The sequence below is a fragment of the Nostoc sp. 'Peltigera membranacea cyanobiont' 232 genome (assembly GCF_002245985.1).
Classification (GTDB): Bacteria; Cyanobacteriota; Cyanobacteriia; order Cyanobacteriales; family Nostocaceae; genus Nostoc.
Window position 1 is genome coordinate 22589 of the sequence record NZ_NOLK01000011.1, and the last position, 17399, is coordinate 39987.

The 17399-nt window shown below is 37.3% G+C and carries 9 protein-coding genes; 5 read left to right on the top strand and 4 right to left on the bottom strand.

Annotated elements, in window-relative coordinates; all coding sequences use genetic code 11:
- Window positions 1–233: 233 nt before the first annotated feature.
- Complete coding sequence (locus CDG79_RS05770; protein WP_094341283.1) at window positions 234–1745, bottom strand: hypothetical protein; 1512 nt, start codon at window positions 1743–1745, stop codon at window positions 234–236.
- Between the two features lie 526 nt (window positions 1746–2271).
- Here CDG79_RS05770 and CDG79_RS05775 point away from each other — a divergent pair.
- Window positions 2272–2457 (top strand): hypothetical protein, encoded by a 186-nt coding sequence (locus CDG79_RS05775; RefSeq protein ID WP_094341284.1) that lies wholly within the window; start codon window positions 2272–2274, stop codon window positions 2455–2457.
- Between the two features lie 359 nt (window positions 2458–2816).
- On the opposite strand, the gene cbiE is transcribed toward CDG79_RS05775, so the two are convergent.
- Complete coding sequence (cbiE, locus tag CDG79_RS05780; RefSeq protein WP_094341285.1) at window positions 2817–4025, bottom strand: precorrin-6y C5,15-methyltransferase (decarboxylating) subunit CbiE; 1209 nt, start codon at window positions 4023–4025, stop codon at window positions 2817–2819.
- Window positions 4026–4144: 119 nt separating this feature from the next.
- Between cbiE and CDG79_RS05785 the strand changes: the two genes are divergently transcribed.
- Entirely contained in the window at window positions 4145–4348 is a 204-nt protein-coding gene (locus CDG79_RS05785; RefSeq protein ID WP_094341286.1) for a hypothetical protein, read from the top strand.
- A gap of 48 nt (window positions 4349–4396) precedes the next feature.
- On the opposite strand, the gene CDG79_RS05790 is transcribed toward CDG79_RS05785, so the two are convergent.
- Window positions 4397–7858, bottom strand: a complete 3462-nt coding sequence (locus CDG79_RS05790; RefSeq protein ID WP_094341287.1) for an AAA-like domain-containing protein — start codon at window positions 7856–7858, stop codon at window positions 4397–4399.
- A 41-nt stretch (window positions 7859–7899) separates the two neighbouring features.
- Window positions 7900–9198: an AAA-like domain-containing protein gene (locus tag CDG79_RS05795; RefSeq protein ID WP_223278023.1), complete on the bottom strand. Its 1299-nt coding sequence runs from the start codon at window positions 9196–9198 to the stop codon at window positions 7900–7902.
- 383 nt (window positions 9199–9581) lie between these two features.
- Between CDG79_RS05795 and CDG79_RS05800 the strand changes: the two genes are divergently transcribed.
- The 3 genes from CDG79_RS05800 to CDG79_RS05810 all read left to right on the top strand — a co-directional run bounded on the left by CDG79_RS05800 (window position 9582) and on the right by CDG79_RS05810 (window position 17345).
- Window positions 9582–10127 carry a COP23 domain-containing protein gene (locus CDG79_RS05800; protein ID WP_094341288.1) on the top strand — a complete coding sequence of 182 codons (546 nt, stop codon included), beginning with the start codon at window positions 9582–9584 and terminating at the stop codon, window positions 10125–10127.
- A 170-nt stretch (window positions 10128–10297) separates the two neighbouring features.
- The gene (locus tag CDG79_RS05805; RefSeq protein WP_189524894.1) at window positions 10298–13387 is read left to right on the top strand and encodes a trypsin-like peptidase domain-containing protein; all 3090 of its coding nucleotides are present in this window, start codon (window positions 10298–10300) and stop codon (window positions 13385–13387) included.
- A 55-nt stretch (window positions 13388–13442) separates the two neighbouring features.
- On the top strand, window positions 13443–17345 hold the full coding sequence (locus CDG79_RS05810; RefSeq protein WP_189524895.1) for a serine protease: 3903 nt from the start codon (window positions 13443–13445) through the stop codon (window positions 17343–17345).
- The last annotated feature ends 54 nt before the right edge of the window (window positions 17346–17399 follow it).

Sequence of the window (17399 nt, forward strand, 5' to 3'; positions counted from 1 at the left end):
TATTTGCCTTTTCTTTTGGAGTCAAATTAACCTTCTAAACGAACAGGAATTGTAATCGTTGAATCAAGATGTTCGTAAATATCTTCCCAAGAACGCTTTCTTGGTTTCACTTAGTACAGTTTTGCATAAAAGCTTTGAGGCAGTTCTTGCTGGAAGGAGGAGATAGAAACTCTTTTTATCTGATTTTTTGTCCTACATTTTATACCTACCTCACTTACTTACGAATTGCTGTATCATTTGATGATATACCAAATACCGTTATTATTTTGACGTAAAACCTGGTATCTTTGCTCAACAAATTCCAGCATTTTGGGAAAATTTTCTTTGATTATAGTCTGGGGTTCATAATCAATAAAGATATAAGGAGGTTTTGATGAATCTAACTGCTCTATAAGTCTTGGCCATTGTTCAGGCAGAAAATATTCAAGTGCCCAACCACGTAGTATTGTGGCTTGAATCCGACCAGAGAAGTAGTAAATAGATGGATCTCCAGCTACATAAATATCACCAGCAAGACTTCCTGACTGAGAGATAAAGTTAGCCTCTGAATGAAGAGATGGATATTTTTTTCTAAAAACAGTCTGATATTTTAATCGTGTATCTTCAGTTAAAGCAAAGTTATTGTCGATCAGGGTAACAGTCTTTTTTATCAGAGTGGATGATAAAGGTAATAACAATAAAAATATGAGCAAAATTGTCGGGAGTAAAGACCTTAATTCTTTTAAAGACTCCCATAATATATCTAATCCTTTAGTTGCTAAAATCCCTATGGGTACAAACAATAGTAAATAATGGTATTCCCACAATGCTGTTCGTTGTAGAATAATAACACCAAAACCAAAAATACACCAAACAACAAGTAGCAAAGTCAATATATTCTTAGACTTGTGCAAGGATACATATACTGCAACAGCAGCCATTAAAACTAAAGGGTAAAAATTCTGCAAAAACCATTTTATTCCTGAAATCAACTCAAGTTTATGAAATTCGGCATTAGCAACAATAAGGGGTGGATAGATAAAAAATGTTTCATACACTATTGAAAAACTATTAACCCAGACAAAGTAGCTGGAAACGACTAAAAGAGGAAATATTATTCCTATGAAAACTGGTAAGCAAGTCTCTATAAATATTTTTTTAATTCTCTCTCGTTTAATTAACAGAGAATACATAAATATAGTCAGCCAAAACGAAAGTAAGATAAGCAGAAGGAGTAATTTAAATAGGAGGACAATTCCCCCAATAAATCCTGACATTAAAAGTAGATAAAATCTTTGTTTACCTTCATTTTTAAAACACTTAAATGTTAGCCACAGACAAAGGAATAAAGGAAAGCCAACCAGTGCTTCTACTTGAGTAAGCTGCCAAGCACCTGAAACAATATAGTAAACACCAACTGTTAACAAAGGTACTAGACTTGCAATTATTTGATGTCGAAAATAGCTTTTTAGAGTTAGCTGTAATATTATCGAAAAAAGTAACATGTAAATAAGTTCAAAGGCATGGATGCCAATCTCATCAAAACCAAACAAAGTACCTGCTAAAAAATAAAAGCAGAAAATTCCCGGCTGCTTAATATCCCAAAAATCACGATACAGTACCTTTCCTTGTTGCATTTCCCAAGCACCTAGCCTAAAAAATGCTTGATCTCCGTCAAACGGAAAAGGTAAATGCACAAGACCAATTATGACAATAATAATCAAAATTATAAAGTCAATTTTATTTAATTTAGCAATACGAATCATGAAATTATTAATTTAAATCTAAGTGAATATATTGCAGTAGTTAACATCGTAACAAGATAACAGCAACTATGTAGCTTTTTCATCAATTATGATGTCGAAAAGCTCTAATAGCAAATAGCTATGAGTCTTTTGGTACTTAATTTTGTTCTTAACTTTGCTATGTTCTATCACACCTTTTAGACTTTGCAAAGGCTTGCGGTATAATCGAAACTCTATCTTTATATATTGCTTTAATAAGTAGGTGGGTGCGAAAAAGCTCAACTATGTAAAGATAGATAGAGCGGTGCAAAATCTAAACCGTTACTTTGATACATTGCGAAAGGGTGCTTACTAACGTCCAAATATCAAGCAAGTAGTTCAAAGATGATTTCGCAGGTCTTTTTCGCAATCGAGTTGTTTATCAGGTGGATGAAGAACAGCTATTGATTACTATTTAACTGATAGCCCATCATAATAATGTATATCGGTCTCAAGTATTAATGTGGATATAGACACAGAACAATAACTTGTATTACAGGAAAGACTGATGGAACGTTCAAAATTAATTGCTATTCTTACAGGTGCGATTTCAGTGATTTTAGCGATCGCTTACCTGATCTTAGTCCAACTGCTGGACTACCGGGACATGAAACCCGCCCCCATTAGCGAATTTGAGCAAGCGCCTGCAATTATTTCTGTTTTTTGGCAGATTGACAAAATTACTGAAGTGTAGATGATACTTAGCTGACTTGTCGAGACGCAATCAGTTGCGTCTCTTATCATTTATGTCAATAAATAAAAACTAATGATGACTATTGATTAAATCAACAGTTAATTCATAGATAAAAAATAATAGCTATTATTCATTACTCAAATAGTCGATTATAGAAGAATTAATTAGAGTAAATATCTCAAATTTATTTAGATAATTAATTACATTTTGACAGATATAACGGTAAGCTGTTTCTAGGCTGGTAATGTTAAGTAGGGATTAATCCGATTACTTTGGGCTTTATTGAGATTTAGGTCTTGTTATTGACAAAATGACTCAAAAATTTAGCTGGCACGTTTTTAGATCCCGCACAAATCTTGTTATTTTACAACTACCCATTGCGTCACAGTTGCCATTGCTCGCCAGCCCAAAAATTTACCAATAGGTTCAGCCCGTTGAATAGCAACACGAGTCAAATCGCCACCGACTTGTTCATGCCATTGAAATAAAGTTTGCTCGCCCTCTACTGTCACGACATTTGCCACCAAACGTCCACCCGGCTGCAATGCTTCCCAGCAAACTTCAAAAAGTCCTGTTGCTGTTACCCCACCACCAATAAAAATTGCATCTGGTGCAGGCAAGTCTTTCAAGATATGGGGTGCTTTCCCTTCAATAATTTGTAGACTTGGAGTACCGAGAGTAGCAGCATTATCGGCAATATATAGTAGTCTAGATGAATTTTGTTCGATCGCGATCGCCCGACACCGAGCATTACTCCGCATCCATTCGATAGAAATTGAGCCACAACCCGCGCCAACATCCCACAATAATTCTCCTGGTGTGGGAGCCAAAGCTGCTAGGGTGATTGCCCTAACTTCACGTTTAGTTAACTGTCCATCGTGGTGGTAGGCGTTATCTGGTAGTCCTGGTAATCTTGGTAAAGGGATAACCCCAGCATCAACAATACAATCAACTGCGATCGCATTCAAAGCCGCAATTTCAGTTTCACTCCAAGATGCAGCCGTACCTGACACAATTCTTTCATGAGTGCCACCCATGCGCTCCAATACGGTAATTTTACTACCACCATAGCCACGATTTGTCAAAATTTCGGCAACAATGGGGGGTGTGTCCTTTCCTTCACTCAAAATCAACAGCCTAGCTCCCGCATAGATGTAGGACTGGAGTAAGGAGGATGGACGACCATTCAAACTCAAAGTTTCCACCTCAGTTAAAGACCATCCCACCCTGGCACAGGCGAGACTGAAGGCTGAAGGTGCGGGAATAATCGTCATTTCAGAGATGGTAATTCGCCTCATCAAAGTTACACCAATGCCATAACACATGGGATCGCCGCTTGCAAGTACGCAAATTGACTGACCCCGACGCTGAATAATTTCGTCTATAGACGCGCTAATGGGGGATGTCCAGACTAGTTTTTCACGTCGATCGTCTGTAGGAAGCATTGCCAAATGGCGATCGCCTCCGACAATTACTTTAGCTTGAGTGATTAGGGAAAGAGCGATCGCGCTTAACCCCTGTAATCCATCTTCTCCAATGCCGACGATAGAAAGCCATTTCTCTGTCATGCTAATTGATGATTAATAATTATTACTTCATAACTAAGACTTGACACTAATTCTAATTCTGAATTATTCCGTCAATGCTGGTAGTATAGAGTGCATAGTGCTGGATTGAGGATAACTCGATGAGCTCACTCTTAGAAATCGAAGCCGATATTATGCAATTGTCTGAAGGTGAAATACAGGATCTATCGAACTGGCTTCAAGAATATCTCAATGTTGCCTGGGACAAGCAAATTCAAGTAGATGCAAAATCTGGTCGATTGGATCGGTTAATCCAGCGTGCAAAAGCAGATATTGAAGCTAATCGTGTGAAACCGTTAGATTAAATCCTTAACAACCCCTCATTTTAGGACTAAAGTCCTCACCATAAACCTTTAATTATTTACGCCGCTTGACTTACATGGACGCAAACTATTACGAGTTTCCGAATGAGTTACAAAATAGTCTTCCAGCCATTGACATCCCAGTGCTAGTAAATCATCTAACTGCAAATTCCATAAAATTACCTTACCATCCTTACTAGCAGAGGCAAGAGTTTTTCCATCAGGACTGAAGTTGACGCTGGTTACTGCACCTTTATGTCCAATCAATGTAGTGCTCGGAACTCCATCTTTTTTCCAAAGTTTGATAGTTTTGTCTGAACTTCCTGAAGCTATAATTTCTCCATCGGGACTGAAGCTGACGCTATTTACTGAATCACTATGTCCAGTCATGGTAGTAATTAAAGTCCCATCTAGCTGCCAAAGTTTGATACTTTGATCTGTACTTACTGAAGCTATAATTTTGTCGTCAGGACTAAAAATTATACTATTAATACCCTTTCTATGTCCAGTTAGAGTAGTAATTAAAGTTCCATCTAAGTGCCAAAGTTTGATAGTTTTATCCTCGCCATCGCCACCAGAAGCAATAATTCTACCATCGTGGCTAAAACTGACACTTGTTACCCAATTTTTATGTTCACCGAAGGTTTCTATTAAAGTTCCATCTAATTTTAAAAGTTTAATAGTTCCTTTGTCAGTACCAAAAGCAATCATTTCTTGATTAGGACTGTAGCTAACACTTGCTACCCCTTTGTACTCAGTCAGAGGATGAATTAGAGTACCATTCTGCTGCCAAATTTTGGCAATTACTTGATCAGTGCCAACAGCAATAGTTTTACTATTGGGGCTAAAACTGATACTATTTACTGAACCTTGATGTCCTCTGAGGTTAGCAATTAAAGTTCCATTTCGCTGCCATAATTTCACAGTACCCTCGTCACCCCCAGAAGCAATTATTTTGCCATCAGGGCTAAAATTGAGGCTACTTATCCCGCGTTTATGCCCAGTTAATGTAGTCAAGATATCTGCGTTCAGCTTCCAGAGTTTCACAATTCCGTCTTCACTACCAGAAGCGATTATTTTGCTATCACGGCTGAAACTCACACTAGCTACTGAATCACCATGTCCAACGAAAGTATAAATTAGAGTACCATCTAGTTGCCAGATTTTTATAGTTTGGTCACTACTGCCAGAAACAATTGTTTTACCATCAGGGCTGAAACTGACACTATTTATCCTAGCTGTATGCCCCTCAATTGTTCTAATTAGAGTACCATTGGCTTTCCAAAGTTTGATAGTTTTGTCATCACTACCGGAAACAATCTTTTCTCCATCTTGGCTAAAATTAATACTTGTCACCCAACCTTTATGCCCAACAATGGTTGTGATGAAAGTGCCATCACTTTTCCATAGTTCAATATTTCCTTCTTCGTTACCAACGGCAATAATTTTACCATTAGGGCTGATGGTAGCACTAGTGATTGCATGACTTTTGAGTGGTATAGTTTTAATCAGAGTACCATCTGACTGCCAGAGTTTTATAGTACCATCCTTACTAGCAGAGGCAATAGTGTTATCCGCACTAAATGTAGCACTAATTACCCAACTTTGATGTCCATAAAGGGTTTTAATGAGAGTACCATTTCGTTGCCAGAGTTTAATAGTTCCGTCTTGGCTAGCAGAAGCGATAATTCTGCTATCCTCACTAAAACTAATACTTTTCAGCTTATTTTTATGTCCAATCAGAGTTGCGATCGCAGTTCCATTCTGATTCCACAATTTAACACTACCATCATTACCACCAGAAGCAATGATTTTGCCATCAGGACTAAAAGCCAGATTATTGAGTGTTGTTTGTCCACTATCAAATTGATTATATTCATGAATGTTCACGAGAATATTTAGTAAAGCCGACAAGGGACTAATTGTTTGATATTCTCCCAAAGAAGACTGATTTTTTACCAGATATTTTAAATCTTCTCCAGCCTTCATAGCTAAAAGTAAAGCTTCAAGTTGTTTAGATTCAAATTGCTGTGCAACGTTATAGCCAACTTGTGTAAGTCTTGTAGCTTCTTTGGCTGTTTGCAATTGATTTTGTCCAACAATCACACTTATTAATATGAGGATAATTGCGATAGTTCCTCCAATCCAAACTATGTATTTTGCTTTTTTATTTGCATCAGTTAACTTTCGTTTAACGGTTACATTAGCTTTAGTTAATTTTTGACTAGCTTCTGCTAATTTCTGATTTACCTCAATTTGTAATTCTGTAGCAACTTTTTGACTTTCCTGTAAAAATTCGTAATCTGAATTACTTAAACTTTTGCCAACAGCCCATACTAACGCTTCATCTAAGGCTTTACCTTGCAATAGCCAGGATGGTTCATGTTGGGAATGTAACCAGTTATTAATTGCTGCACTATAGGGACGGAGTTTGTCTAATTCTTGTTTGAGCCAACTTCGATTAAAAACGGCTTGATAGATAGAATTATATACTTTTAAATAACCATCTTTTTTAACTACTAAACCTGAGAGTCTTAATTCTGTTTGCTCTTGACTACCATCTATAGCAACTCCCTTGCTTGAGTATAAAACCTGCTGATATAATCCTAGTAATCTGCCAGCTTTTTGCTCATTTCGTAGAATGCGATCGCGGATTGTTCGTAAATGCTCTGGTTCATCTTGTGATTCCCAATTGTGGATGATAAAATTATCAACTAATTCATTAACACTCCCATAGCTATTTTCTGTTTCTTGTACAATTAAACTGCATAACTTCTGAGTGAGAAATGGTTGTCCACCAGTCCAACTTAAAACATCTTGCAATACTGCTTCTGGATGTTCTACCTGACTTTCTAACCCTGCAATTAAAGCATCCTTTGCTTCTGTAAAGCTAAACCCAGTTAATTCTATTGAACTACCAATATTAAACGGCGTGCGTTCCCTTTCTTGAATCAAATCTCCTGGTGTAGCCACCCCAAGCAAACAAAAAGTTAAACGCTCATATTTTGGAGATTCAGCCCGGAGATTATAACAGGCGCGAATTAAAGCAAAAAAATCATCTTTAAATGCACTTTTAATCAGGCTATCAATTTCATCGATAAAAATGATAATATTAGAGGTTAATTTATTCAGCAGGAATGACTCTAAAAGTAAGTTTAATCTCTGTACTTCCGTCCATGAATCATGCTGTAACCACCAGCTATTAAAATCTATATCATCTATTTCAAAACTAGATAATAGCTGATTGGCAAATCCTTTATACCATTTTTCCGGGCTGATGTGACTACCAAGAATAGTTAAATCAATAGAAGCACATTTGATTCCTACTGCTCTAAGTTTTTTGATTGTTTGAACTCGCAAACTAGATTTACCCATCTGACGCGAGTTAAATACAAAACAATACTCCCCAGCTTTCAGCAGTTCAAAGATTTGTGTATCTGCTTTGCGGACTACATAGGTGCGATGATTAGCATTTAAACTACCACCGACTTTATAATAGTTACTAAATCCCATTTCTCCTCTCTCTGCGCCTCTGCGTGAGATTATTTTTGTAATTACAAGCGATCGCCAAAATATTCATGATACAATCTACAGCGTGGCATCACAAAATTATTGCTAAATTTAATCACTCCCATACTATCTAATTGATAAATTTGCCGATTTTTACGCTCTATTTTAATTCCTTGAGTATTACTCACTATCTCCTTAAACACCCTTCCTAACTCTTGATTTTCTTGAAAAGTCTCCAAATGTCGGCGTAAGTGTTCACTATAAATTCCTGTATCTGTAGTAGCCTCTTGCAGCAATTTCCCAATAGTTGCATCCTGACATACCAAATAATAAAGTGCTAACCGCACTAAATAAGGATGTCCCCCCACTAGAGACATCAGAGGAAGAATATTTTTACTATCTAATCCATGTCGGATAGCTAAACTCTTCACCTGTTCTTCAGTAAATTCTTCCAATTTAATTGGTAATCCCACATTAAAAGGAGATTGATTAATATCTAAACGCCCATAATCTTCTGTAGAATGTGCTACTAAGAGCCGCAATTTTTCCCATGTATCTGACTCATTAGCGTTTTCATTCCAATTACGCAACATCGGAAAAAAGTTTTCATAAATCTCTGGGTATTCAAATAATTTATCTACTTCATCTAAAGCTAAAAATAAAACACCATCCAATTGTTTAAGCAAACTTTGGAATGTCAGAGTGCAGTTCACCATACTTGGAATGTCTGTATCCCAGACTGTTAGCGAAGGTGCTGAAGGTAATTGATTAATCACATAAGCATAAAAACTGCGGAGAAAATTATGAGCGTTAGTAAATTTATTTTTTTCTATTAAGCTAAAATTCAAATAAACCGTACTATAACTACTTTTATTAGCTTCAGCCATAATTCTTTTCAGCAACGAAGTTTTACCCATCTGCTTAGGTGCTTTAATCCGAATTAGTGCGCCTGGTTCTTTAACAGCAGTATAACAACAAGATTCAATAGGAGAACGTTCTTGATAAAAAGCAGAATTTAGTGGTTCCAGACCTTCTGGGAAGCGAACATTCTGAATAATATGCCCACATTTTTCTAAAGCTTTAACACTAACTAACTCTGGCTTATATTTGGCAAACATCTCAATCAAATTACAACGATAATCTGGTTCAGTCTCAGGAGGAAAGCCAAATTTTGTAGATATATTTCTGAGTTGATGACTAGCTGTAGAACGATGCGTAGCGCCAAGTTCTCTGGCTATGTGTTCATCAGTTTGTCCAGCTAAAAATAAAGGCAATACTTTCTTTTGTTTCGGAGTCAATTCATCCTGATATATTTTTTCAAATCTTTGTTGATTGATCGGCATTTTTCTAGTTCCCGATGCGGGAAGGGGTTTAGGAGGTTAGTTTTTTCGTGGGCTTTTCCATAGAACGTGAAAAGTCAGAGTTATATTTCTCCAACTAAAAAAATGGGGATAACAAGAGTAGTTATCATGCAAAAATTCCATATTTAGTTTAGCAAGTCTCAGATACATACTCAAAATGGTGAAGAAAACTTCACCTTAATAGCTGTGCAACTGAAATAGATGAATTTTTTATCAAAGATGCAGTTGTGTGTAAATTTGATTTTAAGATGAATCTTAAGAATCAAGTTTGATTTTCATCTGTACTAATTGTACTGGTTGTGAGAAAATATCTAATTCGCAATTATTCCAAAAGCGTTGTTTTTCAGGATTTCAGGAGAAAAATTATGCAACTAAAACCAATCATTTCTTTATTGACTGGCTGTGCTTTGACTGTTGGTTGTATCAGTTCTATACCTAGTCAAGCGAAAGCTGATGATGAAGTTCGTTTTATCTGCGCTTCAGGTTACGACCAAGAAGCTAATCTACGCGTCCCCACTACTTATGCTTGGACATCACGAGGGAAAATTGCAATTATACATTGGAGATATGCGTGGTTTAATAGTAAGACTGTTACCCCAGAACAGCGGTGTGAACAAGTATCGTCTCGATTCCAGACTGCTTACAACAATCAAAGTTTGGCTTATATCACTAACGGTACAGTCAATAATCAAGCAGTGATTTGCACAGCCAAAAAAGAAGACGCTGCTTGCGATACCACACTGCTAACTCTACGACCTCAAGACGATCCTCTACAAATTCTTGATAGCCTCAAAGACACTCTTAGAGGACGTGCTACTAAACCAGTAGAGCATAGCACTAAACAAGAACCAGTCTACTACAAAATTGACATCAAGAAGTTTCTGCAAACAGCCCCCGTTGAGAAGGAATAAGATCAACTTTGGCTAAATAAAACTCTGCGTCCCCTCTGCGTTTCAAAATCAACCCTCAATTCGCCACGATGAAAGCGTTGCAGATTGAAGGTATGAAAAACTCACGCAGAGGCGCAAATAAAAATTTATATTCATATTCAGGAATGCCGGAATTTTATCTAAATACAAAAATGAACCAATTCAATTCGTTGATTATTGCCATCTTAAGCACTTGCTTCCTACTACCAATCACCGACGCTGCGACATCCCAGCAAGTAGCTAATCTACCTACTTCTGTATTGGCAAATAATTCTCTATCCTCAGAAGGAATTCGTCAACTAGCCCAAGCCATCACCGTCAAAGTATTGAGTAACAGCAAGGGTGGAAGTGGAGTATTAATTAGTAAACAAGGGCAAACTTACACCGTTCTTACCAACGCCCATGTTATCAGCAATAAGGGAAGTTCTAGAATTCAAACACCTGATGAAAAAATATATACAGCTACAGTTATTAGTAAAGGTGATTCTTTAAAAGGTAATGATTTAGCCGTCTTGCAGTTTCAATCCCAAGAAAACTATCAAATCGTAGCTTTAGCTAGTACCTCAAATGTATCAGAAAATCAAGAAGTATTTGCTGCTGGGTTTCCTGATGATAGCAAAAAATTAGTTATCAGTAATGGTAAAATTTCCTTATTATCTACTCAACCATTAGTTGGGGGTTATCAAATTGGTTATAGCAACGAAGTTAGACAAGGAATGAGTGGAGGCGCTTTATTAAATCAATCTGGTGAATTAATCGGGATAAATGGATTAACAAACAATGCCATTTTAACTGATGCTTATGCCTATCAATATGGGACAAAACCTAGTGCAGAACAACTTCAGCAATTGCGACAACTGAGTTTTGCAGTTCCCATTCAAACTTTAGCGAAAGTTGCGCCTAACTTAGCAATTATTCCTCCACAATGGCGCAATCAGCAACAAGCGACAAAACCAGCAGGTAATACATTTGTTGATAACATTAATAACATTGCCGAACAAATTACCGTGCAAGTTGACTTGAAATATAAAGATAAAAATCATCAAGAACAGAATGGAAATGGTTCAGGAGTAATAATTGCTAAAGAAGGAAACACTTATTATGTAGTTACTGCACGTCATGTGGTAGAGGATTCATATCAACATCAAATTATTACCCCAGATGGCAAGCGATATGCAGTGCAGCCAGATAATATATTCAAGCCAGAGGGATTAGACGCAGCAATTGTTAAGTTTACTAGCAATCAAACTTACTCAATCGCCACGATTTCTACATATAATCGTTCATTTCGTGATCCCCTTACTGATACAAAAACATCGTGGGTATTTCTATCTGGATTTCCCAAAGCAGATAGAGGTAATCGAAAATTAACTCCTGGATTTATTTCTATCGGAGATGCATTAGTTCAACGTTCAGAAAGCAATGAGTTATTGCAGGGGTACTTGAATCGAGGTTATAGGCTGCTATATTCCAATTTGTCACTACCTGGAATGAGTGGTGGCCCAGTGCTAGATGTTATGGGGGAAGTGATTGGGATTAATACAGGGATTGAAAATCCAGAAATCAGCGAGATTCAAATAGGTTTTGGATATGGAGTACCCAGTAGTAGCATTTTGAGTTTAGCTACACAAGCAGGACTGAAGAAAGAATCATTAAAAGTGAGTAGCAGTAAACCACCAATTGTCAAGGATTCAGAAATTGATTTATTGCAAAACCATCCTTTATTTGCTATCCGAAAACCATCACCAGATGCGAATGAATCAGATTGGTTAAAATATGCCAATAAAGTATGGCGTATTAGAAGATTTTCGGAAACTATAACTGTTTTACAAGAGATTATTAAGCGTAAACCAAATTTCTACCAAGCTCATTATGCCCTTGGTTTAGTGCTAGGAAGTGGAGGTAATGACCCTGAAAAAGCTTTAGCTGCCCTTGATCAAGCAACTATACTGAGACCTGATTATTATGAAGCTTGGAAATTTAAAAGTCTTGTACTATTAAGTGTAAAAAAATACTCTTTGGCTTTAATAGCAATTGACAAGGCAATTGAGTACGGTGCTAACGACTTAGGTCTTTACTTACAACGTACTGAGATATTGTTTAACTTACAACGCTATCCAGAAGCACTAGCAACAATTGATAAGGCGATTAAGATTCAGCCCTTTTATTTTAGCTACTTAACACGAGGTTCTATACGCTTTCAGTCGCAAGATTATCAAGGGGCGCTGTCTGATGCTAATCAAGTAATTAAACTCCAGCCTGACTTCGCTGTTGCTTACGCCTTACGGGGTGCTAGCCACTATCTATTGAAAGACACTCAAGGCGGACTAGCTGATATGAATCAAGCAATCAAGCTCGAACCTGATAATCCACAAATCTACTTAGTGCAGGGCAATGTACGTTCTAATTTGAAAGATTATCAGGGAGCGCTTTCAGATTACAATGAAGTGATTAAACTTCAGCCTAATAATGGAGAAGCCTACTTATTGCGGTTTGGTATCCGCTTTAAGTTAGAAGATTTTGATGGAGGTTTAGCTGATTTCCGGCTTGGTGCTCGCTTTCTAATAAAAGAGAATCGGGGAACATTACCTGATAGTCTCAATGCAATTCTCAAACAGCCAAAGGATGGAGCAAGTTACTTTTTATCGGGTATTGTCCGTTCTGAGTTACAAGATTTTCAAGGAGCGCTATCAGATTATAGTCAAGCGATTAAACTGGGATTAAATGATGTAATAGTCTATTTAAATCGGGGTGATATTTACGTTCAATTAAAAGATTATCAAGGAGCATTAGCTGATTATAGTCAAGCGATTAAACTTCAGCCTGATAATGCCAATGCCTACTTTTCGCGGGGTGTTATCTACCAAAAACAAGGAAGCGATCGCGCCGCACTATCAGATTACAATCAGGCGATCGCTAAAGATTCAAAATTAGTAGCAGCTATCATCAATATTGGCTATATCAAATACGAAAATGGAGATGTAGATGGAGCAATTGGGCAGTGGGAGAAAGCTGTTCAGATTAATAGCAGTTTAGCAGAACCACAAATGGCATTAGCAGTTGCTTTATATGCCAAAGGTGAGCAACAAAAGGCTCTCAACATGGCACAAGCCGCTTTGCGTTTAGATAAAAACTTTGCTGATGTCGAGGTTCTCAAGCAAAATCTTTGGGGGACGCGCTTAATTGATGAGGCGCGAAAACTCTTGGCAACTCCTAGTATTCAAGCTTTTATCAAACAGTAACTTAGATTTAAAACTAATTACAAATTTACTACAGATTAAATATCCACTTGTAATTATGAATCATTCTCAAAAAATTCTCATCGCCATTTTAAGTAGTTTGTTCATACTCCCTAACGCCTACGTTGCGAAACCCCAACAAGTAGCTAATAAATCTACTTCTGTATTGTCAAATAACTCTCTATCCTCAGAAGGAATTCGTCAACTAGCCCAAGCCATCACCGTCAAAGTATTGAGTAACAGCAAGGGTGGAAGTGGAGTATTAATTAGTAAACAAGGGCAAACTTACACCGTCCTTACCAATGCCCATGTTATCAGCAATAAGGGAAGTTATAGAATTCAAACACCTGATGACAAAATATATACAGTTACAGTTATTAGTAAAGGTGATTCTTTAAAAGGTAATGATTTAGCCATCTTGCAGTTTCAATCCCAAGAAAACTATCAAATCGTAGCTTTAGCTAGCACCTCAAATGTATCAGAAAATCAAGAAGTATTTGCTGCTGGGTTTCCTGATGATAGCAAAAAATTAGTTATCAGTAATGGCAAAATCTCCCTGTTATCTACTCAACCATTAGTTGGTGGTTATCAAATTGGTTATACCAACAAAGTTAGACAAGGAATGAGTGGAGGCGCTTTATTAAATCAATCTGGTGAATTGATCGGGATAAATGGATTAACAAACAATGCCATTTTAACTGATGCTTATTCTTATCAAGATGGAACTCAACCGAATGCAGAACAACTTCAGCAATTGAGACAACTGAGTTTTGCAGTTCCCATTCAAACTTTAGCAAAAGTTGCACCAAACTTAGTAATTATCCCTCCAGAATGGCGTAATCAGCAACAAGCTCAAAAACCAACATCAGGTAATACATTTGTAGATAAAATTAATAACATTGCCGAACAAATTACCGTGCGAATTGACTTGAAATCTAAAGATAAAAATCATCAAGAACAGAATGGAAATGGTTCAGGAGTAATAATTGCTAAACAAGGAAACACTTATTATGTAGTTACTGCACGTCATGTGGTAGAGGATTCATATCAACATCAAATTATTACCCCAGATGGCAAGCGATATGCAGTGCAGCCAGATAAGATATTCAAGCCAGAGGGGTTAGACGCAGCGCTAGTTAAATTCACAAGCAATCAAACTTATTCAGTTGCCACAATTGCTAAATATAACTTATACTCTTCAAACAAAAATAGGTGGATATTCTTATCTGGATTTCCGGGAAAAGATGGCGGAAAACGGAAATTTACAGCAGGTGCACTTCAGCGAAAAGACCTAGTATTAGCCCGTGCAGACAGCCTCGATTATTTAAATTTTGTGGTTGATGTCGGTTATGAGTTGAGTTACACAAATCTGACACAACCAGGAATGAGTGGGGGAGCAGTATTAGATGCAATGGGACAAGTAATTGGCATTAATACAGCTAGTGAAAACAAAACAACTGCTCAAGTTGAACTAGGATTAGGTTTAGGAGTGCCAAGTAATAGCATTTTGGGTATAGCGACAAAATCTGGCTTGAAACCAGAACTGTTAAAAGTAGTAATTAAAGCACCCCCAAAACTCACAGACGCAGAAATTAATGCACTGAAAAATCATCCTTTATTTGTTGCCCAAAAGCCGTCACAAAATGCTAATGAATATGAATGGCTCAATTATGGTAATCAATTATGGCGATTACAAAAATATCCTGAATCAGTGGCAGCTTTGCAACAAGCAATTAAGCTAAAACCAGATTTTTATGAAGCTTATTTTGCTATTGCTCTTTCACTAGATACACAGAAAAAATATCCAGAAGCTTTAGCAGCTTTCGAGCAAGCAATCAAAATCAAACCAGACAGTGATGAAGCTTGGGATATGAAATCACAGGTGCTGTACAAATTAAAAAAATATCCAGAAGCACTAGCAACAGTTGACAAGGCAATTGAATACAACAGTGAAGAAGTTTCCCTTTATATAGAACGCGGCTTTCTATTGATGCATTTAAAGCGCTACCCAGAGGCTTTAGCATCGATGACCAAAGCAATTGAGATTAAGCCATTATCTAACTACTACATAGACCGGGGTATTATTCGTACATCATCTAAAGATAATCAGGGGGCTTTAGCAGATTACAATCAAGCTATTAAACTAGAAACTGACAATGCAAACAATTATTTAATACGGGGTAATATCCGCACAGTAGCGAAAGATGAACAGGGGGCTTTAGCAGATTACAATCAAGCTATTAAACTCGAACCTGACTCTACTGATGGCTATATAGGTAGGGGTAATATTCGCATTCAATTTGGTGATTTTCAGAATGCGTTAGCTGATTGTAATCAAGCTATTAAAATTGAACCTGATAATGCTGGAGGATACGATTGTAGAAGTGGAGTCCGTAATACTCTGTTGCTAGATCATCAAGGAGCGCTCTCTGATATTAATGAAGCAATCAAACTCGAACGTGAAAATCATTCCTACTACTTTGACAGAAGTATTATACACTACGAGTTGAAAGATTATCAGGAGGCATTAGCAGATTTAGATCGAGCAATTAAACTCTCCTCGAATTCTGAGGTATTGGAAAATGGGCCATTCCAGAATCTGACTCTGGCCATACAATACGGAATGAAGGCTCGTGTCCGCTACGATTTTAAAGATTATCAAGGAGGGTTAGGGGATATTAATCAAGCGATTAAATTTGATCCTAGCAATGCTAGCAACTATCAAATTAGGAGTGATTTCCGTAAAGAATTAAAAGATTATCAAGGTGGGCTAGCTGATATTAATCAAGCGATTCAACTTCAGCCTGATGATGCAGATTACTATTACCGTCGGGGTCGTATTCGTAAGAACTTGAATGACTCTCAAGGAGCGCAGACTGATTACACTAAAGCCATTGAACTTTATTCGCAACAAATTCAACGTCAACCAAATGTTTTCTTCACCTATCAAACCCGGGGTGAAGTACGCGAAAATTTGAATGACCTTCAAGGAGCATTGGCTGATTATACTAAAGCCATTGAACTGCAACCTAAATACGCTTTACCTTACTCTTCACGGGCTGGTATCTACGTTCAGTTAAAAGATTACAAAGCTGCACTGGCAGACTATAATCAAGCCATTAAACTTGAACCTAATAATGCAAAAGCTTACTTACTCCGGTATGATGTCTACTATAAATTGAAAGATTATCAGAGAGCGATCGCTGATTTAGATCAAGTGATTAAATTCTTGCCTGATAATGCTGATGGCTATTCTCTCAGGGGGAATGTTTACATTCAAAGTAAAAATTATCAAGCAGCGATCGCTGATTATAGTCAAGCGATTAAACTTCAGCCAAATAATGTCAATGCCTACTCCTTTCGGGGTCGTCTTCGCTCTCAGTTGAAGGATTATCCAGGGGCACTTTCTGATTATAGTCAAGTGCTAAAATTTCAGCCAAATAATGCAGAGGCTTATTCACTGAGAGGTGAGATTTACGTTCAATTAAAAGATTATCAGACTGCGCTTTCCAATTTTAATCAAGCGATAAAACTCCAGCCAAATAATCCACAAGCTCACTTTGGACGGGGTGTTGTCTATCAAAAACAAGGAAATGATAATGCCGCATTAGCAGATTACAACCAAGCGATCGCTAAAGATGGAAAATTTATAGAAGCTATCATCAATATTGGCTATATCAAATACGAAAATGGAGATGTAGATGGAGCAATTGGGCAGTGGGAAAAAGCTGTTCAGATTAATGGTAGTGTAGCAGAACCACAAATGGCATTAGCAGTTGCTTTATATGCCAAAGGTGAGCAACAAAAGGCTCTAAACATGGCAAAAGCCGCTTTGCATTTAGATAAAAGCTTTGCTGATGTCGAGGTTCTCAAGCAAAATCTTTGGGGAACACACCTAATTGATGAGGCGCGAAAACTCCTTTCCCATCCTAGTATTCAAGTATTGCGAACAAAGCAATAGTTTGTGTTTATAACCAAACAAATTAATAACAGCAATAGGCAGTGCTTCTAGCCT